The following is a 20,704-nucleotide window of genomic DNA, read 5'->3' on the forward strand; positions in this document are numbered from 1 at the left end:
CACGCATGCGATTCGTCAGCGCTTCGATACAGCCAGTGAAGCGGCAATCGCGTCGAACGACGGACGCGCATCGACGTCCTCGTTCAGACACGCGGCCGCAAGCGCTTCAAGTTCGCGCGACCCTTCCCACGCGCGCGGCTCGCATCGCTCGAGCAGCTCGCCGAGCAGATAGCCGAACGCCCTGACTTCCAGCCGTTCGAGCCGCGCTGCGTGCGCGCGATCGCTTGCGTCGTAGACCGACGCCGCGCCGCAATCGCCGAGCAGCGCGCCGCCTTCGCCGTCGTGCAGGATGTTGTGCGCATACAGATCGCCGTGCATGATGCCGCGCGCATGCAGATGCGCGGCGACCGACGCGATGCCGTGCGCGATCCGCGCCGCGGCCGCCGGTGCGAACCGCACGTCGTCCGCATACACGTCGCGCGTGCAGGTCGCGAAGCTCGGCGGCCCGGCGAGGTTCGTCAGTATCGGGTCGACCAGTTCCATCACGAGGCCGTGCGTGCCGTCCGGATGACCGCGCACCTTGCCGATCACCGGGATCATGTTCGGGTGGCGTCCCGCGTGCAGGCAGGCGGCCATTTCGCAATCGGGCAGGCCGTCGCTCGTCACCGCGCCCTTGAACAGCTTGACCGCGACCGCGCGCGGCGCGTGACCGTCCGCGTGCCATTGCGCGCGATAGATGACGCCCGATGCGCCTTCGCCGAGCTTCCGGTCGCACGTGAGCGACGTCCACTCGATGTCCGCGACGCCCGGCTCGGCCGATGCGATCGCCTCCGGCGCAGCGCCGAGCGGATTGCCCGCGGCCGCGAGCCACGCGAGACGCGGCAAGCGCAGCAGCCAGTCCGGCAGCGCGTCGAGCCGGTTCGCCGACAGACGCACCAGTTCGAGCGCGCGGCATGCGGCCATTTCAGCGGGCAGCGCGCGCAGCCGGTTGCCGGCGAGCATCAGCTTCTGCAAGCGCGAGCAATCGCCGATTTCGGCGGGGAGTTCGTCGATTTGGTTGTCGGTCAGGATCAGCCAGCGCAGCGCGCGCGGCAGCGAATGGCGCGGCACCGTGCGAATCCGGTTCGCCTTGAAGCCGATCATGTCGAGTTGCGCGCATGTGCCGAGCACTTCCGGGAATGCCGTGAAGCGGTTGGACGACGCGAACAGGATGCGCAGGCGATGCAGCCGCGACAGGTCGTCCGGCAGCGCGGACAGCGCATTGCCGGACAGGTCGAGCACTTCGAGCGTGTCCGCGAGATCGAAGATCTCGCGCGGGAATTCGGTGAGCCCGCACGCGAGCTTCAGGTGCCGGGCGCCCGACAGTTGGCCGGTCTGCAGGTGTTCGAGGGTGGTCGTCACGGGGCGGGAAAACGGGTTGCGATTGCGATGATCGGCGGGTGGATCTGACGAATTTTACGGGATCGCTCGCGGCCTCATGACAATCGTGTCATGCCCCCTTCACAAACGCGAAATGTGACGCTACAATTGCGCCCCTTGCAGTACTGAAGTGCCGACGTGGTGAAATTGGTAGACACGCTATCTTGAGGGGGTAGTGGCGAAAGCTGTGCGAGTTCGAGTCTCGCCGTCGGCACCAGAACACGGTTATCCGTGTGACCGGAATGCTCAAGAAAAACCGCGACAGCGTCAGGCTTCGCGGTTTTTTTGTTTCTGCAGGGATCCGCTGAAGGCGACATCCGTGCCGCCGCACGGGAACCTCGCCGCCGCATCACGCGCGCGTGCCGACCTCCGCCTCTTCAGCCGTCCACTCCGCGACGCGATCGCTGAGCGTCAGCCCCAGCCCCGGACGCGTCGGCACGATCATCCTGCCGTTGCGCGTCTCGAGCCGTTCGTTGAACAGCGGTTCGAGCCATTCGAAATGCTCGACCCACGGCTCGCGCGCATAGCACGCAGCAAGATGCACGTGCAGTTCCATCGCGAAGTGAGGGGCGAGCATCAGCCCCGCATGATCGGCGAGCGCGGCCACCTTCAGGAACGGCGTGATGCCGCCGACCCGCGGCCCATCCGGCATCAGGTAGTCGGCCGCGCGCAGGCGGATGAACTCCCAATGCTCGGACACGCTCGTCAGCATCTCGCCGGTCGCGATCGGCGTGTCGAATTGCGCGGCCAGCGCCGCATGGCCTTCGGCATCGTAGCAATCGAGCGGCTCCTCGATCCACACCAGGTCGAACTGCTCGAACGTGCGGCACATGCGCTGCGCGGTGGGCCGGTCCCACTGCTGATTCGCATCGACCATCAACGGGAACGCGTCGCCGAGATGCTTGCGCACGGTCTGCACGCGATGGACGTCGAGCGCGCAATCCGGCTGGCCGACCTTGAGCTTGATGCCGCCGATGCCTTTCTCGCGCGACGCATCCGTATTGACCAGCAACTGATCGAGCGGCGTATGCAGGAAGCCGCCGGACGTGTTGTAGCAGCGCACCGAATCGCGGTGCGCGCCGAGCAATTTGGCGAGCGACAGATTCGCACGCTTCGCCTTCAGGTCCCACAGCGCGACGTCGAACGCACCGATCGCCTGGGCCGCCATGCCGCTGCGCCCGACCGACGCCCCCGCCCATGCGAGCTTGTCCCACAGGCGCGCGATGTCGCTCGGGTCTTCGCCGAGCAGCGTCGGCGCAATCTCCTTCGCATGAGCGAACTGGCCGGGGCCGCCCGCCCGCTTCGAGTAGCTGAAGCCGAGGCCGCGGTGACCGTCGGCCGTTTCGATCTCGACGAACAGGATCGCGATTTCCGTCATCGGCTTCTGCCGTCCGGTCAGCACCTTTGCATCGCTGATCGGATTGGCGAGCGGGAGAAACGTCGACGCGACGCGAACCCATTTGATCCGGTCGTTCGACGCGCCGGTGACGAGGGAGGACGAGGTATGCATGAAGAGGCCTTTGGCGAAAGAAATGCGATACGTGGTTTCGTCAGCTGCTGCGCGTCGGCTTCAGCGAGGCCGGTGCGGCGGCGTCTTCGGCCTCGGCGCCGGACCCGGACGCAGGGCCCTCGATCCGCGCGAGCTTGCCGACGATGAAGAGATACGAGAACGCGCCCAGCAGCGAGAGCGCCGCGACATACGTGAGCGCGACTTGGAACGTGCCGGTGCGCTTGATCATCCAGCCGATTGCAAGCGGCGTGACGATGCTCGCGAGGTTGCCGCACAGGTTGAAGATGCCGCCGCTGATACCCATCGCGTGCTTCGGCGACACGTCGCCGACGATGCACCACCCGAGGTTGCCGACGCCTTTCGCGAAGAACGCGACGGACATCACCAGAATGACGATCGTGGTCGAGTGCACGTAGTTCGCCGTCACGACGCCGGCGCGTCGTCCCCCTTCACCGCAGACGCCGCATCGCGCCGCCGCCGCTTCATCGCGATCAGCACCGCGAGCATCGAGAGCGCGACGGCGGTGAAAAACCCGCCCGTATAACAGACTTCGCGGCCCGCGACGTGCGGTCGACTGGATTCGCGTCGACCGTCAAAGCAACGGCAGCGTTTGCCGGATATGGTCGGCGAACGCCGCCGTCAGATGCGACGGCCGCTTCCGGTCGAACCTCAACGTAATCCCCACCGCCGGCAACGGCGGCAACCCGCGATCGCCGGCGAGAATCGCGAGATCCGCCGGCACTGCCGTTTGCGTCATCACCGCGAACGCCTGCCCCGAACGCACCAGCGCGATCAGCCCCGCAAGGCTGCTGCTCGCATACGCGACGCGGTAATCGCGCCCCGCTCGATCCAGCGCCTCGCGAGCCGCGATGTGATCGAGCGTATCGGGATCAGACAACGCGAGCGGGAACGGATCGAACTGCGCGGCATCGAGCCCGGGATAACCGATCCACACCAGTTGCTCGCGACGAATGAAGTCATCGGTCGAACCGTCGTCCTGCAACGAGATCATCGCAAGATCGACCGCCCGCTTGTCGAGCTGCTCGAGCAAGCGCGGCGTCGGCCCGCACACGACTTCGACGATCGCCTGCGGATGCTGGCTCGAGAACTGCCGCAGCAGTGACGGCAGCCACACTTCGGCGTAATCGTCCGGGCAGCCGAAGCGGATGGTCCCCGACAACCCCGTGCCGCACAGGTCGGCCATCGCCTCGTCGTGCTGCCGCAGTATCCGCTGCGCATGCGCGAGCAGCCGCTCGCCGGGATGCGTGAGCAGCACGCCGCGCCCGGTGCGCTGGAACAGCGGCTGATCGACGACCTCCTCGAGCCGCCGCATCTGCTGGCTCAGCGCGGACTGCGTGCGGCCGACCCGCGCCGCCGCGCGGCTGAGCGAGCGCACTTCGGCGATCACGACGAACGAGCGCAGCAGGTCGATGTCGAGCGAGCGTCCCAAGGTATTAGCTCCTTTTCTACCTTGCATAAGAACTATTCGTTTCCATCAAACCAGACCCGCGCCTAGACTGCAAGCGAACCCTGCCCTCGCCCGGAGAAGCCCATGTCCCTGAACGACGACGCAACCTTCTGGCGCAACGCCAGACAGCACCTGGTCCGCTACGGCGGCACGTTCGAGCCGATGATCATCGAGCGCGCGCAAGGCAGCTTCGTCTACGACGCGGACGGCCGCGCGATCCTCGACTTCACGTCGGGCCAGATGAGCGCGGTGCTCGGGCACAGCCATCCGGAGATCGTCTCGGTGATCGGCGAATACGCGGGCAAGCTCGACCACCTGTTCAGCGGAATGCTGTCGCGTCCGGTCGTCGATCTCGCGACGCGCCTCGCCAACATCACGCCGCCGGGGCTCGACCGCGCGCTGCTGCTGAGCACCGGCGCGGAATCGAACGAAGCGGCGATCCGGATGGCGAAGCTCGTCACCGGCAAGTACGAGATCGTCGGCTTCGCGCAGTCGTGGCACGGGATGACGGGTGCGGCAGCGTCCGCCACGTACAGCGCCGGGCGCAAAGGCGTCGGCCCGGCCGCCGTCGGATCGTTTGCGATTCCCGCGCCGTTCACGTACCGGCCGCGCTTCGAGCACAACGGCACCTACGACTACCTCGCCGAACTCGACTACGCATTCGATCTGATCGATCGTCAGTCGAGCGGCAATCTCGCCGCGTTCATCGCGGAGCCGATCCTCAGTTCGGGCGGCATCATCGAGTTGCCGGAAGGCTACATGGCGGCGCTCAAGCGCAAGTGCGAAGAACGCGGAATGCTGCTGATCCTCGACGAAGCGCAGACCGGCGTGGGCCGCACCGGCACGATGTTCGCATGCCAGCGCGACGGCGTGACGCCCGACATCCTCACGCTGTCGAAGACGCTCGGCGCGGGGTTGCCGCTGGCGGCCATGGTCACGTCCGCGCAGATCGAGGAACGCGCGCATGAACTCGGCTACCTGTTCTATACGACGCACGTGTCCGACCCGCTGCCGGCGGCGGTCGGCCTGCGCGTGCTCGACGTCGTGGAGCGCGACGGCCTCGTCGCGCGCGCGAACGTGATGGGCGACCGGCTGCGGCGCGGCCTGCTCGACTTGATGGAACGTTTCGACTGCATCGGCGACGTGCGCGGTCGCGGCTTGCTGCTCGGCGTCGAGATCGTCAAGGACCGGCGCACGAAGGAACCGGCGGATGGCCTCGGCGCGAAGATCACGCGCGAATGCATGAATCTCGGGCTCAGCATGAACATCGTGCAGTTGCCCGGCATGGGCGGCGTGTTCCGCATCGCGCCGCCGCTGACCGTCACCGACGCGGAGATCGATCTCGGGCTGTCGCTGCTGGAACAGGCGATCGGGCGCGCGCTGTAACGGAACCCCTGGCGCTACGCCGCCTGCAAACAGCGGGCGGGGCTCGGCGTGCCGCGCCGCGCGGGGCGGAATCTAGTCATGCCGCCCGGCCCGAAACACGCTGCACAATTCGTCATGATTGTGTACGTCGAGCCGGCGATAGATCTTGCGAACATGATCGACGACCGTGCTGTCGCGCAACGCGAAGTCACGCGCGATCTCGCTGTGCGAACGGCCGAGCACGAGCTGCACACAGAGTTCGCGTTGTCGCTCGGTCAGGCCGAGCGCAAAACCCAGTCGCTCGACGGTCAGCCTGAGCGGCGGAAAGTGTTCGATATAGATGACGATCGCGGCATCGCGTTGCAACGCGGCTGCGTCGGTACATCGATAGGCCTTGAAGCGGAAACGCCCCGCATCGTTGCGACGCTCGATCGTGGCGGGCGGCGCCGGGTAACCGAGCCAGATCCGCTTGAGGTTCGACCGCAACGGCGTGAGCCAGTCCGGCAAGCGTTCATGGCGGTAGAACGCGCGCGGCTCACCGGTCGCGAGCGCCAGCATCCGGATGCTGTCCGCGTTGTGCAGCAGCAGCCGGCCCTCGTCGTCGACCACCACGATCGCGGACTCGCTGCATTCCGATTCGTGCAGCGGCGGCTGCACGGGCCGCGACAGCGCATGGGCAAGATGCCGTGCCAGCGGTTCGATGTCGCGATGGTTCCTGTCCGAGAACGGACGACAACCTGGTGCGCGTGTCAGCAGCAGCCCTCCCCAGCCGCGCGTGCCGTCTGTCGCGGTCAGCTCGAGACAGTGGCGCATCGACAGCGGCCGCCACAGATCCGCGTACATATCGCTCGACAGCAGTGCATCGTCGTAGTGCGCGCTGTTGTCGAAACCGCGTCCGCGGCGCATCGCGTCGGAAAACGTGACGCCCAGTACCTCCTCGCGCTCGGTATTGTGGAAGTGCGCGAAATACGTCGGCAACAACGTGTAGACCGCTTCGTTTTCGCTGCACACGTCCGACGCTGCGTAGTGCTCGTCGGCGTAGAAGAACATGCCCCAATCTGCACCGACGATGTGCCGAGCCGCCTCGATCACATGCGGTATGACGAGATGCGGCTCGACGGCGAGCGAACACAGCCGACGAATATGGCTCGCAAGCGCGACGTGCTTGTCAGACATGAATGCGCTCCTCGAACATGCACCGAATTCGCGCGCGGTGCGAGGCGACATGCTCGCCTTCGCACGTTCCGCGAACAGTCCAGTTTAGGCATTCCACATGACAACGACGACAATTGCCCCCTTTCAAGAGGGCGTCAAAGCGGCACGCGGGTTCTATCATTCCGCCATTCCGCCGCAATTGCATGGAGAATCGCCGGCGGAGGTTCGACGTTACGCGTGCGAGCGTGGCAGGACCGCGATGCCGGTAAGCGCGTCGGCAGCCGCCACGCCGATGCGCAGCGTCGGAATACGCGGACGATGCGCAACCCGCGTCGGTCGCGTCGTTATTGTTGTTGCATCGCTATTTCATGTGAGGTGCCACGATGAAGAGCATGTACCAGGCGGCACTGGCCGTCATCTGTGTGTTGGGTGCGTCGGGTCTCGCGCGGGGCCAGGACGAAGGCGCCGCAGCGGCGGCGAGCAAGCCGTCCGACTCGGCGATCAGCGCGACGTCGATGGGCAGCATGCCCAGCGCCGGTTCGCAAGCGGGGACACCGGCCGCGCTCACGCGCGCGCAGGTCAAGGATGAGTACCTGCGCATGCAGAAGTCGGGAGAACTCCAGCGTCTCAACCAGCTGTACGGCGGCGGCCAGTAGCCGGCGGTGTCGACCCGGCATGGTCGCTCGTGTATCGGTTGCGCGTAGCGAGGGCGCGACCATGGTTGGGCAACGAAAGGACAGCGAAGAAAGGGGCGCCCGGCAGCTTTTCGTGTCGAGCGCAACGTGCCGGCAAGAACGAGAACGTATCAATACCACCGGCGCGCGCTATCGAGTGAAATCAGGATCGTGCGGTACGTGCGCGCGATGTTTTCAACTCGACGCGGCGCGGTCGACCGCGCAGTATTTCGCTCCGAGGGTGCACCCGTTTCGATCCGGTCGGCCTTGCGTTGCGCGGGCCGAAAAACGTCGTGGATAAAGCTGCGAAGGGTCTGGCACTGCACGCTTGAACGCCGCTTGCGGCTCGCTGCCTTCGACCGTCGTCATCGCAACCGTGACGAGCGGATGCATCGCCGCGACGATCGCCGCGATACCCGGCGGCAACCCATGCTGAATCGCGACGTACACGCAGCTCAGGTACAGAAACTGCGAGAGAACGCCGATCAGCGCGTGCTAGCGGATTCTCTCCAGCGTCACGTGCCCAGCCGTCGATACCGATGTCGCGTTGATCCGCGTGCACCGCCCGAATGTCGCCGAATTTGCTGCGATCGACGCCAAATCGGCTACAGATTGCCGTAGACCGCCGGCCCGTTGCAGGCCGGCGGCTTGCTTCATTACCCGCCGAGATACGCCTGCTTGATCCGGTCGTTCGCGAGCAGGTTCGCGCCCGTGTCGGCCAGCACCACGCGCCCCGTTTCGAGCACATAACCGCGATCGGCCACACCGAGCGCCTTGTTCGCGTTCTGCTCGACCAGGAACACCGTGACGCCTTCGTCGCGAATCGCGCGGATGATGTCGAAGATCTGCGCGATCACGAGCGGCGCGAGGCCGAGCGTCGGTTCGTCGAGCAGCAGCAAACGCGGTTTGCTCATCAGCGCACGGCCGATCGCCAGCATCTGCTGCTCGCCGCCCGACATCGTGCCGGCCCGCTGCGCCGCGCGTTCCTTCAGGCGCGGAAACAGCTTGAACACGTGCTCGATGCCGTCGTCGATTTCATGACGGCTCGCGAAGAAGCCGCCCATCTTCAGGTTCTCGAGCACCGTCAGGCTCGGAAACACGCGCCGCCCTTCCGGCGAGATCGCCATCCCCTGCCGCATGATCTGGTGCGTCGACATCCCGGTGATGTCGTTGCCCTCGAACAGCACGCGGCCCGACGACGCGCGCGGCGTGCCGCATACCGTCATCATCAGCGTCGTCTTGCCGGCGCCGTTGCTGCCGATCAGCGTGACGATCTCGCCCTTGTTCACCTCGATCGACACGCCCGCGAGCGCCTCGACCGCGCCGTAGTGCGTATGGACCTGTTCCAGCTTCAGCATCACTCTTCCCCCAGATACGCCTTGATCACGCGCGGGTCGTTACGGACCGCTTCCGGCGTGCCGATCACGATCGGCCGGCCGTGCTCCATCACGAGGATGCGGTCGGACACGCCCATCACGAGGCTCATGTCGTGTTCGATCAGCAGCACCGATACGCCGAACTCGCGGCGCAGCGTGTCGATCAGGTGCTGCAGCTCGATTTTTTCCTGCGGGTTGAGGCCGGCCGCCGGCTCGTCGAGCATCAGGAGGCGCGGCTCGGTGATCATGCAGCGCGCGATCTCCAGACGCCGCTGGTGCCCGTACGACAGCGTGCCGGCCGGCCGGTTGGCGACCGACGTCAGCCCCATCCGGTCGAGCCACACGGCCGCGCGTTCGAGCGCTTCCTTCTCCGCGTGACGATACGCGGGCGTCGCGAACAGGCCGTGCAGCAGCCCGGCCTTCACCTTGCGATGCTGCGCGACGAGCAGGTTCTCGACGACCGTCAGCGACTTGAACAGGCGGATGTTCTGGAACGTGCGCACCAGGCCCTTCAACGCGATCTGGTGGCTCGCCAGCCCCGCGATCGCGTGGCCGTCGAGCACGACGTCGCCGCCGGTCGGCTTGTAGAAGCCGCCGACGCAGTTGAACACCGTGGTCTTGCCCGCGCCGTTCGGCCCGATGATCGCGAACACCTCGTCGCGGCGCACGTCGAAATCGATGCCGTCCACCGCGAGCAACCCGCCGAAGCGCATCTGCAGCCCGGCCACCTTCAACAGTTCTGCATTCGCGCTCATTGCGGCAGCTCCACATGGGGACGGCTCGCAGGCAGCAGGCCCTGCGGACGCCACATCATCATCAACACCATCACCAGACCGAAGATCAGCATCCGGTACTCGGCGAACCCGCGCGCGACTTCCGGCAGCACGGTCAGCAGGATCGCCGCGAGAATCACGCCGAGCTGCGAACCCATCCCGCCGAGCACGACGATCGCGAGGATCAGCGCCGATTCGATGAAGGTGAACGATTCAGGATTCACGAGGCCCTGACGCGCCGCGAAGAACGCGCCGCCGATCCCCGCGAACGCCGCGCCGAGCGTGAACGCCGACAGCTTGATGCGCGTCGGGTTGAGACCCAGCGAACGGCATGCGATCTCGTCGTCGCGCAGCGCTTCCCACGCGCGGCCCATCGGCATGCGGATCAGGCGGCTCGTCACGAACAGCGTGAAGCCGACCAGCACCAATGCGATCAGGTACAGGAAGATCACCATGTGCTCGCCGCTGTATTCCAGCCCGATCAGTTCATGGAAGGTCTTCACGCCTTCGACGCTCGCCGAGCGCGCCATCTCGAAGCCGAACACCGTCGGCTTCGGAATGCTCGAGATGCCGTCCGGGCCGCCGGTGAGGCTCGTCAGGTTGTTCGCGAGCAGGCGGATGATTTCGCCGAAGCCGAGCGTGACGATCGCGAGATAGTCGCCGCGCAAGCGCAGCACCGGGAAGCCGAGCAGGAAGCCGAACGTCGCCGCGGCGATCGCCGCGATCGGCAGGCACTCCCAGAACGACAGCCCGAAATACTGGTTCAGCATTGCGTACGTATAGCCGCCGACCGCGTAGAACCCGACATAGCCGAGATCCAGCAGCCCCGCGAAACCGACCACGATGTTCAGCCCGAGGCCAAGGATCACGTAGATCAGCGCGAGCGTCGCGACGTCCACCGCGCCGCGCGAACCGAAGAACGGCCACACGAGGCCGACGGCGAGCAGCACCCAGATGATCACGCGCTGCTGCTGCGCGCCCATCGCGGGCATCGCCGGCAGCTTCACCGCCGATTTCGCGCGCACGAGCCACGGCTTGAACAGCTGGAACAGGAACACGGCCGCGACTGCGATCCACACCGGGCGCCAGTTCGGCGTGAGCACCACCTGATAGCCGTCGAGCTTCAGTTGCAGCCCGAGCACCGGAATCGTGAGGATCGCCGTCAGGACCGCGGCGGCCACCGCATTCTTCAGCGCCTGGCCGACCGACGCGTCGGCGGCCGGGCGGCGAACGGAAATGACTTGACTCATCTGCGTCACCCTCAAACCTTTTCGATGTCCGACTTGCCGAGCAGGCCGGTCGGGCGGAAGAGCAGGATCAGCACGAGCAGGCCGAACGCGACCACGTCCTTGTACTCGGCCGGCATGTAGCCTGCGGCGAAGGTTTCGGCGAGGCCCAGCAGCACGCCGCCGAGCATTGCGCCCGGGATGCTGCCGATCCCGCCGAGCACCGCGGCGGTAAACGCCTTGATGCCTGCGACGAAGCCGATATACGGATTCAGCTTGCCGATCGTCAGCCCGATCAGCACACCGCCGACGGCCGCCAGCATCGCGCCGAGCACGAACGTGAACGAGATCACGCGGTTCGTGTCGATGCCGAGCAGGTTCGCCATCTTCATGTCTTCGGCGCACGCGCGGCACGCACGGCCCATCCGCGAATGCGAAATGAACAGCGTGAGCGCGATCATCAGCACCAGCGTCACGCAGACGATCAGCAGGCGCGCATACGGAATCGTCACGTCGAAGTCGCCGCCGAGATGAATGTCGAACGCGCCGGAGATCAGCACGGGCACGGACACGTCGCGCGCGCCCTGGCCGATCTGTACGTAGTTCTGCAGAAAGATCGACATGCCGATCGCGGAGATCAGCGGCACGAGGCGCGGGCCGCCGCGCAACGGGCGATACGCGACGCGTTCGACCGCGAAGCCGTACAGTCCCGTGACGATCACCGACACGATCAGCGCGGCGCCGAGCACGAGCGGCAGCGGATAGCCGGCGGAGATGCCGATTGCAGTGAGGGTCACGAGGCCCACGTACGCGCCGATCATGTAGATCTCGCCGTGGGCGAAGTTGATCATGCCGATGATGCCGTAGACCATCGAATAGCCGATGGCGATCAACGCATAGATCGCACCCAGCGTCAGGCCGTTGACCAGCTGCTGGGCGAATTGAGGAAAGAAGTCAGTCATGTGCGGGAAGCTCCCGTTGGCGCTGTGTCGCATGCCGTCGCCGGATCACGGCGATCGGCCGCGCGCAACGCACGGTGTCGTCTCGGGCCGCCTGCTTTGGTCGCGCACGGGGAATGCGCGACCGAATGCGCACGCGCCCCGTCCGGGTCTCGGACAGGGCGGGTGCGCGCAGGCGGGTACTTCGTTGTTACCGGGCGGCGGTCTTCGTCGCGTCCTTGTGCCACGTGTAGACGACGAACTTGAACGCCTTCAGGTCGCCCGGTGCGTCATACGCGACCTTGCCGATCGGCGTGTCGAACGTCGTCTTGTGCATGTACGCCGCGACCTTCGTCGGGTCCGTCGTCTTCGCTCCCGCGATCGAGTCGGCGATGATCTTCACCGCTGCGTACGACGGCATCTGGAACGGGCCGTTCGCGTCGCGCTTCTTGTCCGCGAACGCCTTCACCAGCGCCGCGTTGGCCGGATCGGCCGAGAAGTCCGCCGGCAGCGTGACCAGCATGCCTTCCGAAGCCGGGCCGGCGATCGCCGTCACGTCCTTGTTGCCCACGCCTTCAGGGCCCATGAACGTCGCCTTCACGCCCTGCTCGCGCGCCTGGCGCATCAGCAGGCCCATTTCCGGGTGGTAGCCGCCGAAGTAGACGAAGTCGACGCCTTGCGACTTCAGCTTCGTGATGATCGCCGAGTAGTCCGAATCGCCGGCGTTGATGCCTTCGAACAGCACGACCGGGATCTTCGCGGCTTCGAGGTCCTTCTTCACCGACGACGCGATGCCCTGGCCGTACGACTGCTTGTCGTGCAGGACCGCGACCTTCTTCGGCTTCACGTTGTTGATGATGTAGTGCGCGGCGGCCGGGCCTTGCTGGTCGTCGCGGCCGATCGTGCGGAAGATGAAGTGGCGCTTCTTGCCTTCCGTCAGCTGCGGCGCGGTGGCCGACGGCGTGACCATCACGATGCCTTCGTTTTCGTAGATGTCGGAGGCGGGAATCGTCGAACCCGAGCACACGTGGCCGATCACGTACTTGATCTTCTGGCTGACGATCTTGTTGGCGACGGCGACGGCCTGCTTCGGCTCGCATGCGTCGTCCATCATCACGACTTCAAACTTGTTGCCGCCCGCACCGCCTGCCGCGTTGATCTGTTCGATCGCGGTCAGCGCGCCGGCCTTCACCATGTCGCCGTATTGGGCGACCGAACCGCTCATCGGACCAGCGATGGCGATCTTCACGGTTTCCGCTTGCGCGGCGGCGGCGCCGGCGGCGAACAGCACGGCGGCGACGGAAATGGACGTAAGACGGGACAGCGTCATCAGGAGCTCCTCGATGTTGTTAGTCATACGGGCAAAGGCGGCATGACTTGCGCAATCGAACAGCACCCGGGGCGAGGACATGGGACACGCCCGAGACACATAGAAGACGGAACTCCAGCGGAATGTTGCGTAGCGGGGCCCGGCTCTTGCAGTCCCCGAAGGGGACGTCTGGTTCGGAAAGACATCGTGATGCGTCTTGCATTGCGCAAGCGTTTCGCCTGCCCCGCTTGCCAAATCGCTCGTTCGGAGGGATGGTCCGACAGCCATTGGCAAGGCAGTCGAAATTATATGGGCGTTTTTCAATCGTCTGTCAAAAATGCCGCGTCTCTGAGGGAAAACACGTAGGTTTTTGAGATGCAAGGGTGGCGACGGGGGCGCAACCTCGGGGAGGTGGGGACAGATGCTGTCAGTGCAATCGGGTTGCTATTCGGCAGAACAGTTAGGCCAAGATCCTTGTTGGGCGAGGTGTTTGCCGATGGGTGAGTCGCGGTGCTGCATTTTTTGGGCTGCCGAGGGCATGATCATCGGAAATCAATCGACCGATGATTGTGTGAATGCGCACCAGGACGGGGCGCTTGGCGAGGCGGCAAATCTTTCCGTTAGCCAACCAAACCAGATGTGTTGAAAGTTTTTTGATATTTAAATGAAATAATTCGAATTCGCTTTTGCAATCTAGCCAGCCTCCCCTGTAGGTCGCGCCCGCAGCGCCTCGCAGTCGCCTCAGGGCCGCTTCGACGCCCCCCCTCGTCGCCCAGCCGCCAGCCAGTGATCTGCCGTTTTTTGTTGGCGCTTATCACCTTGGTTCGGATTCCCATGAATCACGCTCTTCGCTTTTCTTCTGCAGCCCAAACGCGCCGTATTCGAAATGTGTCGTCCCAACACCAAGCCGGTCCTTCTGCACGACGGTCTTGAGCTGGTTCCAATCGTCATACTCAAGCACCAGTTCTTTAGCAGCCCCATGCGCACTCAGCTTGCAAACAGCCACAAGATCTATGGTCGCGGCGCGCGGGCGCTGTGGGCGTGGCAGCCGACACATGGTCCCCACCGAGCGTCATCTTTCGCTGTGCCCGTACGATTCATCCTTCTTAATTCACCTTAATCAAGTATAGTTACCTCTGCGACCTTCTTGGGACCTTCATAAATATCAAATATTTTATTATTTATCATTCTCTCCTTGGGAGCATTATCTACAAGAAAATCAACCCCTCCAAAATTCACCATTCCCCCATCAACCTCGAAAGGATCGCCCAAGTCAAAAACAACACTCCACGCATTATTTTGCCAATTAACATCATCGGGAAATCGAGACACTGAATAATACTTTCCCGCCACTGGAGGTTTTTTCCTTCCCCCCGTGGCCTCAGAAATCCAAACCACTCTAACGGAATGCACTTGACACCCTCCCCCTTAGCACGGCGCCCCACTGCGTCATATCCTAAATGACTGGTTTGCTTGCCCTGCGTCCGTAGCCCCTCGCGATGCAGATCGTCCCGTTCGATGTCCGCAACCGCGGCACCATCGAAACGAATCTGGTGCACATGCCCTGAACCATAGTGCAGCGTGCGCTCGCCGAAATCGTTGCCCTGGTCAAATTCCGTTTAAATTCATTAAAACAGCCGTCATCGATCCTCAGAAATTAGATTTTTCAAATATGAAATAATTTTCTTTCCAAGAGGAGAACCAAAAATCTCATTCAGAGACACTATCTCACTATATTCTTCTCGCGATACCTCAACATCATGCTCACAAATGTAATTACACAAAGCATCAAGAGCCAAAGGAGCCTCATTAAAATCGATGTACCCCAAAGAAAAACTTATATCCTGATCCGAAAGACGATTCTTAAACCCTCCTCCGAGCGCCCTTAATCTCTCCAAATCCTTCATTTACTTCGCCTCCGGCAAAATCGGAATAGGTCCACTATCAGGGAACGCCGTCACTATCCTACCGATAGCCGGCTGATAAACTGTGCGAATTTGCACGCCATCTCGAACTTCCCAAGACACCAACGTGGCCGGCTCCCCTGCCTTAGTTAGAGCTCCCCCAGTTCCTGTCTGGGCATACCATTTAGTGCTCGAGGAATTGACAATACCATCAACCTCTGAAATTATCTTCGTCGCATTCCAAGATTCTGGAAATACCGTTTTCCCCGGATTACCGGGCCACATATGCCCACCGCTGGTAGGGCTATCACCATAAAGAATGTGCTTACGTGCCTTAGGATCGCATCCGAACAACCCAAGCGGATCAACCCAGTTTATCGGATTACTATTAGCGTATTGATATAGGTTAGTTCCACCGACCAACTTGATTGGATCCGGGCTGATATAGCGTCCGACATCCGGGTCGTAGAACCGGAAGGTGTTGTAGTGCAGCGCAGTCTCGCGGTCTAGGTACTGTCCTTGGAAGCGCAAATTCTGCGGTCGAGGCACGCGGGACTGCACCGGTGCTGCGGCCTGTACTTCACCCCACGCCGGTGTGGGGCGCTGCGGCGCCCGCGCCACCCACTGCTCCTGCACCGCATTGCCCCAAACCTTATAGCGCGCCTGCCAGACCAGCTCGCCCCCAGCGTCAGTCAGTTCCTCCAACCCCGAAACATCGTTGTGGAAGTAATAAACGGCATCCCGTACATCCGCATCATTAGCCGCCGCCTTCCCTTGATCGATCCGGGCAAGCGGCACATAACTATTGGACTAGTACAAGTACGTCAGCGCTTCCTCGCCCTGACGGTCGTGATACGTCTCCTGCACCAACCGCATGCCGTCCCACAGGAAATCCGTACTCGCATAACTGCTATTGAGCTTCCGGATCCGCCGGCCAAACGCGCCGTACTCAAAATGCGTTGTCGATATACCGAGCCGGTCCTTCGTCACAACGGTCTTGAGCTGCTTCCAATCGTCGTATTCAAGCACCAACTCTTTAGCAGGCCCATGCCCGCTCAGCTTGCGAACCAGCCGCCCATACGTGTCGTACTCGAAGCGCTTGTCTTCGAACATCTTGCCGGTTGCGCTCGACGTAGCCGCCCGGATAATCGCTCGACACAAGGGGTTCGCCTAAAATTACGCTATTTTCACCTTCCCTATATTATTTCCGCACACCAGCCACTTACGCCCCGAACTTGACACGAACGCAACTCCATCGTGAATTTCCTCTAAAGATACAAAAGGCTCAGAATCCAATGACATCAACGCCCAATCAAGAACATCATTAGTTTTTTTATAAAAGAAACCACACGACCCATGAGCAGATGCCTCACCACCAACGTAGACCGAACCGGCGATATTCACAGAAAAATTCTGAAATACATCGGTTAAGTCATCTTCCGCAACACGAATAGACCTATCTACTTCCAGTTGCCCATCTTTTATTCTGTACCCAATCACATCAGATTTTCCAATGACAATACAGTCGGCGCAAAAAAACTGCTCCCTAAGCAAAATATCGTGAAGAACATCAGCAACCAACTTTATTTCTCCTATTTCTAGAAACGCGCGCTTCGCCATCCGTCTTGCCAATGGCAGGCCGTTCGGAAGTTCCATACTTCCCGAGTCCATTTCTTCCTAATCGCTCGTCGAAAGCATCATTCCACGACTTTCCAGTTGTCGATTTCGGATATGGATTCTCTCCATCAATAATATTTACCGGAACCTTGTCAACTTTGTTTTATAGCGCCGCATCAAGGCGTCGATTATCAAAACTTACCATTTGACCGTCGCGAACCATCACATTTAAAGGATCACCAATCCAGCCCTTTTGATTCATGACTTCAGCATAGTCATTTGGGCTCAAGACTGACTGAAATTTATCAACCTAGGATCAACCATAATGGGACTTAGTCCCCAAGGGTCAATCCACGTGATCGAGTTAGGCGCAAATTGATAGAGGTTCGCGCCCCCCAGCAACCCAATTGGATCCGGATTGATGAATCGCCCGATGTCCGGATCGTAGAACCGGAAAGTGTTGTAGTGCAACCCGGTCTCGCGGTCCAGATACTGCCCCTGGAAGCGCAAATTCTGCGGTCGAGGCACGCGGGACTGCACCGGTGCTGCGGCCTGTACTTCGCCCCACGCCGGTGTGGGGCGCCGCGGCGCCCGCGCAACCCGCTCCTCCTGCACCGCATTGCCCCACACCTTATAGCGCGCCTGCCAAACCAGCTCGCCACCCGCGTCAGTCAGTTCCTCCGGCAACCCCGAAACATCGTTGTGGAAGTAATAAACCGCATCCCGTACATCCGCATCGTTAGCCGCCGCCTTCCCTTGATCGATCCGGGCAAGCGGCACATAACTATTCGACTCGTACAAGTACGTCAGCGCTTCCTCGCCCTGACGGCCGTGATACGTCTCCTGTACCAACCGCATGCCGTCCCACAGGAAGTCCGTACTCGCATAACTGCCATTGAGCTTCCGGATCCGCCGGCCGAACGCGTCGTACTCGAAATGCGTTGTCGCGATCCCAAGCCGGTCCTTCGTCACGACGGTCTTGAGCTGGTTCCAATCGTCGTACTCAAGCACCAATTCTTTAGCCGGCCCATGCCCACTCAGCTTGCGAACGAGCCGCCCATACGCGTCGTACTCGAAGCGCTTGTCCTCGAACATCTTGAGCCGGTTATGCTCGACGTAGCCGCCCGGATAATCGCTCGACACCAGGTTGGCCGCCGCATCCCAGCGAAACACTTCCGACGGCAATCCCGGCCCTGCCGCCTGTTCGATACGCCCTGTCGGGTCATACCGATAGCTCGTCGTGCCGTAGCGCTGATCGCGCTTCTGGATCACATCGCCCGCCGCATCGTATTGCCACTGCTTCGCAAGCAACTCGCCGCCCGCCGTACCTCGCTGTGCAGTTTGCCGCGCACGGCGCCCCACCCGCGTCATACCCGAAGTGACTCGTCAGCTTGCCCTGCGTCCGTAGCACCTCGCGATGCAGATCGTCCCGTTCGATGTCGGCAACCGCGGCACCATCGAAACGAATCTGGTGCACGTGCCCCGACCCGTAATGCAGCCAATCGATCGTGCGCTCGCCGGAAATCGTCGTGCTGACGCGATTGCCCAGCTCGTCGTAGGTGTGTGCGAGCCAGCCGGTCGGCGTGTATTCCTCGACGACTTCTCCATGAACGGCAAGCGCATACAACTCGGCCGATGTGATTCGGCCTGCCTTGTCATACAGGCATGCAACGCTGATGCATTACATGCGATATCGCCTCGCCCAAATTAGCGACTTCCCTTTGGCGGCTCCCAATATTTGGCCCCCTGAGAGTTCGTCAACCTCTCCAAAAAATCCTCAAAAGAATCCGCCACTTGCGGCCAGTCACCTCTATGATCCAAAGGTAAAGCGACGTAAACGGCGCCAACGGAATCCATCAGAAGCAAGTCTGAATCCCCATAAAAACGAGCGAACACAACATCACCATCCAAAAACTCCCGCCCCCTTATCTGTCTTTGCTTCGCCGTTTCTTCAATTGCATCTTGAGGTGACAATATCTCAACACCCCATTGCCCGTACTCATCATCCTTGAATAAATCTGCTCGCGCGGATATTCTCCAAAACTGCGTGAGCTCACACGCAGAATTCGGAATTCCATCGATCGCCGTATCACCGGCGATGCCAGTAGAAAAATCAGATCTCAATAAAAATGGACACTCCTGACCAAAGTGAACAGCCCTTCTCGAAACGGACCAATCCGATTTTATTTTCTCAACGAGAATACTCAATTTATTCATAATCCGTCAAAATCCCTCCAGAATGCATTGAACAATTCCTGATGGCTTTTCCGCTGAACCGGCACCAGATTCCAGAAATCATTGTTACCACCAAATTCCCTTGGTTGAATATGATGTATATCGTACTCAGCCCATCCCCCTCGGGGCGTTGAATATCCTCGGTCGTACCATTCCTTAATGAAATTTCCTCGCTCGGTCGCGCCCCACGAAACCCGATCTGCAACAGGAACTTTCCCTCCTATTCCGCTGGGGAAAGGGATACTACGTCCAGTTCTCGGGTCCACTACCTCCGGATACAAATTGAGCATACCGCGAATACGACTAGCCAAACTCGAGTTTGACGGTTTGGCTCGAGGCGTTTCTCCACAGGAGAGTCCCAGCGGATCAACCCATCCAAGCGAGTTGGGTGCATACGCATAGAAATTCACCCCTCCCATCAACCCGATCGGATCCGGGCTGATGAAGCGCCCAATGTCCGGATCCTAGTACCGGAACGTGTTGTAGTGCAGCCCAGTTTCACGATCTAGATACTGCCCTTGGAACCGCAAGTTTTGCGGTCGAGGCACGCGGGACTGCATCGGTGCTGCGGCCTGTACTTCGCCCCACGCCGGTGTGGGGCGCCGCGGCGCCCGCGCAACCCACTCCTCCTGCACCGCATTGCCCCACACCTTGTAGCGCGCTTGCCAAACCAACTCGCCACCAGCGTCAGTCAGCTCCTCCGGCAGCCCCGAAACATCGTTGTGGAAGTAATAAACCGCATCCCGTACATCCGCATCATTAGCCGCCGCCTTCCCTTGATCGATCCGGGCAAGCGGCACATAGCTATTCGACTCGTACAAGTACGTCAGCGCTTCCTCGCCCTGACGGTCGTGATACGTCTCCTGGACCAACCGCATGCCGTCCCACAGGAAATCCGTACTCGCATAACTGCCATTGAGCTTCCGGATCCGCCGGCCGAACGCGTCGTATTCGAAATGCGTCGTCGCGATGCCGAGCCGGTCCTTCGTCACGACGGTCTTGAGCTGGTTCCAATCGTCGTACTCAAGCACCAATTCTTTAGCCGGCCCATGCCCACTCAGCTTGCGAACGAGCCGCCCATACGCGTCGTACTCGAAGCGCTTGTCCTCGAATACCTTAAGCCGGTTGTGCTCGACGTAGCCGCCCGGGTGATCGCTCGACACAAGGTTCGCCGCCGCATCCCAGCGAAACACTTCCGACGGCAATCCCGGTCCCGCCGCCTGTTCGATACGCCCCGTCGGGTCATACCGATAGCTCGTCGTGCCGTAGCGCTGATCGCGCTTCTGGATCGCATCGCCCGCCGCATCGTATTGCCACTGCTTCGCAAGCAACTCGCCGCCCGCCGTACCTCGCTGTGCAGTTTGCCGAGCACGGCGCCCCACCGCGTCATACCCGAAGTGACTCGTCAGCTTGCCCTGCGTCCGTAGCACCTCGCGATGCAGATCATCCCGTTCGATGTCCGCAACTGCCGCACCATCGAAACGAATCTGGTGCACGTGCCCCGACCCGTAATGCAACCAATCGATCGTGCGCTCGCCGGAAATCGTCGTGCTGACGCGATTGCCCAGCTCGTCGTAGGTGTGTGCGAGCCAGCCGGTCGGCGTGTATTCCTCGACGACTTCTCCATGAACGGCAAGCGCATACAACTCGGCCGATGTGATTCGGCCGCCACTTTCGGCCAGTCGCCTCTATGATCCAAAGGTAAAGCGACGTAAACGGCACCAACGGAATCCATCAGAAGCAAGTCGGAATCCCCATAAAAACGTGCGAAAACAATATCACTATGTAGAAACTC

At 61.7% G+C, this 20,704-nt stretch carries 20 protein-coding genes, 1 tRNA gene and 3 pseudogenes; 4 read left to right on the top strand and 20 right to left on the bottom strand.

Translation table 11 applies throughout. The features are described from left to right. Nucleotides 1-15 precede the first annotated feature (15 nt). Nucleotides 16-1,341: a leucine-rich repeat-containing protein kinase family protein gene (locus tag O1Q03_RS27360; RefSeq protein ID WP_269507166.1), complete on the bottom strand. Its 1,326-nt coding sequence runs from the start codon at nt 1,339-1,341 to the stop codon at nt 16-18. Between the two features lie 150 nt (nt 1,342-1,491). On the opposite strand from O1Q03_RS27360, the gene O1Q03_RS27365 reads away from it, so the two are divergent. After that, nucleotides 1,492-1,576: transfer RNA gene (locus O1Q03_RS27365), tRNA-Leu, on the top strand. Between the two features lie 132 nt (nt 1,577-1,708). Here the strand turns inward: O1Q03_RS27365 and O1Q03_RS27370 are convergent. From O1Q03_RS27370 to O1Q03_RS27380, 3 genes are all read right to left on the bottom strand, one after another. Then, complete coding sequence (locus O1Q03_RS27370; protein WP_269507167.1) at nt 1,709-2,869, bottom strand: L-talarate/galactarate dehydratase; 1,161 nt, start codon at nt 2,867-2,869, stop codon at nt 1,709-1,711. Between the two features lie 40 nt (nt 2,870-2,909). Beyond that, nucleotides 2,910-3,296, bottom strand: coding sequence for an MFS transporter (locus O1Q03_RS27375; protein ID WP_269507168.1), 387 nt, complete (start codon nt 3,294-3,296; stop codon nt 2,910-2,912). Nucleotides 3,297-3,461: 165 nt separating this feature from the next. Further along, nucleotides 3,462-4,346, bottom strand: coding sequence for a LysR family transcriptional regulator (locus O1Q03_RS27380; protein ID WP_269507169.1), 885 nt, complete (start codon nt 4,344-4,346; stop codon nt 3,462-3,464). Between the two features lie 75 nt (nt 4,347-4,421). Here O1Q03_RS27380 and O1Q03_RS27385 point away from each other — a divergent pair, with 75 nt between their 5' ends. After that, nucleotides 4,422-5,723, top strand: a complete 1,302-nt coding sequence (locus O1Q03_RS27385; RefSeq protein ID WP_269507170.1) for an aspartate aminotransferase family protein — start codon at nt 4,422-4,424, stop codon at nt 5,721-5,723. A 72-nt stretch (nt 5,724-5,795) separates the two neighbouring features. Here the strand turns inward: O1Q03_RS27385 and O1Q03_RS27390 are convergent, their stop codons facing one another. After that, complete coding sequence (locus tag O1Q03_RS27390; RefSeq protein WP_269507171.1) at nt 5,796-6,878, bottom strand: helix-turn-helix transcriptional regulator; 1,083 nt, start codon at nt 6,876-6,878, stop codon at nt 5,796-5,798. Nucleotides 6,879-7,240: 362 nt separating this feature from the next. On the opposite strand from O1Q03_RS27390, the gene O1Q03_RS27395 reads away from it, so the two are divergent. Together O1Q03_RS27395 and O1Q03_RS27400 are read left to right on the top strand one after the other, a co-directional pair. Next, on the top strand, nt 7,241-7,513 hold the full coding sequence (locus O1Q03_RS27395) for a DUF4148 domain-containing protein (protein ID WP_269507172.1): 273 nt from the start codon (nt 7,241-7,243) through the stop codon (nt 7,511-7,513). A gap of 156 nt (nt 7,514-7,669) precedes the next feature. After that, nucleotides 7,670-7,863 (top strand): annotated as a pseudogene (locus O1Q03_RS27400) (DUF2000 family protein); the annotation flags it as partial. A 324-nt stretch (nt 7,864-8,187) separates the two neighbouring features. Here the strand turns inward: O1Q03_RS27400 and O1Q03_RS27405 are convergent. From O1Q03_RS27405 to O1Q03_RS27470, 15 genes and pseudogenes are all read right to left on the bottom strand, one after another. Further along, on the bottom strand, nt 8,188-8,889 hold the full coding sequence (locus tag O1Q03_RS27405) for an ABC transporter ATP-binding protein (RefSeq protein ID WP_269507173.1): 702 nt from the start codon (nt 8,887-8,889) through the stop codon (nt 8,188-8,190). Continuing rightward, nucleotides 8,889-9,662, bottom strand: coding sequence for a high-affinity branched-chain amino acid ABC transporter ATP-binding protein LivG (livG, locus tag O1Q03_RS27410; protein WP_269507174.1), 774 nt, complete (start codon nt 9,660-9,662; stop codon nt 8,889-8,891). Before livG ends, O1Q03_RS27405 begins: the two co-directional genes overlap by 1 nt. Continuing rightward, on the bottom strand, nt 9,659-10,930 hold the full coding sequence (locus tag O1Q03_RS27415) for a high-affinity branched-chain amino acid ABC transporter permease LivM (RefSeq protein WP_269507175.1): 1,272 nt from the start codon (nt 10,928-10,930) through the stop codon (nt 9,659-9,661). The genes livG and O1Q03_RS27415 overlap by 4 nt, the downstream gene beginning before the upstream one ends. Before the next feature lie 11 nt (nt 10,931-10,941). Then, nucleotides 10,942-11,868 carry a high-affinity branched-chain amino acid ABC transporter permease LivH gene (livH, locus tag O1Q03_RS27420; protein WP_012366668.1) on the bottom strand — a complete coding sequence of 309 codons (927 nt, stop codon included), beginning with the start codon at nt 11,866-11,868 and terminating at the stop codon, nt 10,942-10,944. 187 nt (nt 11,869-12,055) lie between these two features. Next, nucleotides 12,056-13,174, bottom strand: coding sequence for a branched-chain amino acid ABC transporter substrate-binding protein (locus O1Q03_RS27425; RefSeq protein WP_269507176.1), 1,119 nt, complete (start codon nt 13,172-13,174; stop codon nt 12,056-12,058). A gap of 1,095 nt (nt 13,175-14,269) precedes the next feature. Further along, on the bottom strand, nt 14,270-14,506 hold the full coding sequence (locus O1Q03_RS27430; protein WP_269507177.1) for a hypothetical protein: 237 nt from the start codon (nt 14,504-14,506) through the stop codon (nt 14,270-14,272). 77 nt (nt 14,507-14,583) lie between these two features. Continuing rightward, nucleotides 14,584-14,736, bottom strand: a pseudogene (locus tag O1Q03_RS40255) (RHS repeat protein); the annotation flags it as partial. A 57-nt stretch (nt 14,737-14,793) separates the two neighbouring features. Next, nucleotides 14,794-15,060, bottom strand: coding sequence for a MafI family immunity protein (locus O1Q03_RS27435; protein WP_269507178.1), 267 nt, complete (start codon nt 15,058-15,060; stop codon nt 14,794-14,796). Next, a complete protein-coding gene (locus O1Q03_RS27440) occupies nt 15,061-15,855 on the bottom strand; it encodes an RHS repeat-associated core domain-containing protein (protein WP_269507179.1) in 795 nt (264 codons plus the stop codon). Between the two features lie 12 nt (nt 15,856-15,867). Further along, nucleotides 15,868-16,170 (bottom strand): hypothetical protein, encoded by a 303-nt coding sequence (locus O1Q03_RS27445; RefSeq protein ID WP_269507181.1) that lies wholly within the window; start codon nt 16,168-16,170, stop codon nt 15,868-15,870. Nucleotides 16,171-16,233: 63 nt separating this feature from the next. Continuing rightward, a complete protein-coding gene (locus tag O1Q03_RS27450) occupies nt 16,234-16,713 on the bottom strand; it encodes a hypothetical protein (RefSeq protein WP_269507183.1) in 480 nt (159 codons plus the stop codon). Between the two features lie 297 nt (nt 16,714-17,010). After that, nucleotides 17,011-17,391: pseudogene (locus O1Q03_RS40260) on the bottom strand (RHS repeat-associated core domain-containing protein); the annotation flags it as partial. 990 nt (nt 17,392-18,381) lie between these two features. Further along, entirely contained in the window at nt 18,382-18,882 is a 501-nt protein-coding gene (locus O1Q03_RS27460) for an SMI1/KNR4 family protein (protein WP_269507185.1), read from the bottom strand. Nucleotides 18,883-18,887: 5 nt separating this feature from the next. Next, on the bottom strand, nt 18,888-19,364 hold the full coding sequence (locus tag O1Q03_RS27465; RefSeq protein WP_269507195.1) for an RHS repeat-associated core domain-containing protein: 477 nt from the start codon (nt 19,362-19,364) through the stop codon (nt 18,888-18,890). Nucleotides 19,365-19,373: 9 nt separating this feature from the next. Beyond that, nucleotides 19,374-20,555: an RHS repeat domain-containing protein gene (locus O1Q03_RS27470; protein ID WP_269507186.1), complete on the bottom strand. Its 1,182-nt coding sequence runs from the start codon at nt 20,553-20,555 to the stop codon at nt 19,374-19,376. Nucleotides 20,556-20,704: the final 149 nt, after the last annotated feature.

This window comes from Burkholderia sp. IMCC1007 (assembly GCF_027257875.1).
In the GTDB taxonomy this organism is placed as follows: domain Bacteria; phylum Pseudomonadota; class Gammaproteobacteria; order Burkholderiales; family Burkholderiaceae; genus Burkholderia.

Excerpts from the sequence above, each read along its gene's own strand:
- O1Q03_RS27370 (WP_269507167.1), bottom strand. The coding sequence starts at position 2,869 with ATGCATACCTCGTCCTCCCTCGTCACCGGCGCGTCGAACGACCGGATC.
- O1Q03_RS27380 (WP_269507169.1), bottom strand. The coding sequence starts at position 4,346 with ATGCAAGGTAGAAAAGGAGCTAATACCTTGGGACGCTCGCTCGACATC.
- O1Q03_RS27385 (WP_269507170.1), top strand. The coding sequence starts at position 4,422 with ATGTCCCTGAACGACGACGCAACCTTCTGGCGCAACGCCAGACAGCAC.
- O1Q03_RS27390 (WP_269507171.1), bottom strand. The coding sequence starts at position 6,878 with ATGTCTGACAAGCACGTCGCGCTTGCGAGCCATATTCGTCGGCTGTGT.
- O1Q03_RS27395 (WP_269507172.1), top strand. The coding sequence starts at position 7,241 with ATGAAGAGCATGTACCAGGCGGCACTGGCCGTCATCTGTGTGTTGGGT.
- O1Q03_RS27405 (WP_269507173.1), bottom strand. The coding sequence starts at position 8,889 with ATGCTGAAGCTGGAACAGGTCCATACGCACTACGGCGCGGTCGAGGCG.
- livG (WP_269507174.1), bottom strand. The coding sequence starts at position 9,662 with ATGAGCGCGAATGCAGAACTGTTGAAGGTGGCCGGGCTGCAGATGCGC.
- O1Q03_RS27415 (WP_269507175.1), bottom strand. The coding sequence starts at position 10,930 with ATGAGTCAAGTCATTTCCGTTCGCCGCCCGGCCGCCGACGCGTCGGTC.
- livH (WP_012366668.1), bottom strand. The coding sequence starts at position 11,868 with ATGACTGACTTCTTTCCTCAATTCGCCCAGCAGCTGGTCAACGGCCTG.
- O1Q03_RS27425 (WP_269507176.1), bottom strand. The coding sequence starts at position 13,174 with ATGACGCTGTCCCGTCTTACGTCCATTTCCGTCGCCGCCGTGCTGTTC.
- O1Q03_RS27435 (WP_269507178.1), bottom strand. The coding sequence starts at position 15,060 with ATGAAGGATTTGGAGAGATTAAGGGCGCTCGGAGGAGGGTTTAAGAAT.
- O1Q03_RS27445 (WP_269507181.1), bottom strand. The coding sequence starts at position 16,170 with ATGTTCGAAGACAAGCGCTTCGAGTACGACACGTATGGGCGGCTGGTT.
- O1Q03_RS27450 (WP_269507183.1), bottom strand. The coding sequence starts at position 16,713 with ATGGAACTTCCGAACGGCCTGCCATTGGCAAGACGGATGGCGAAGCGC.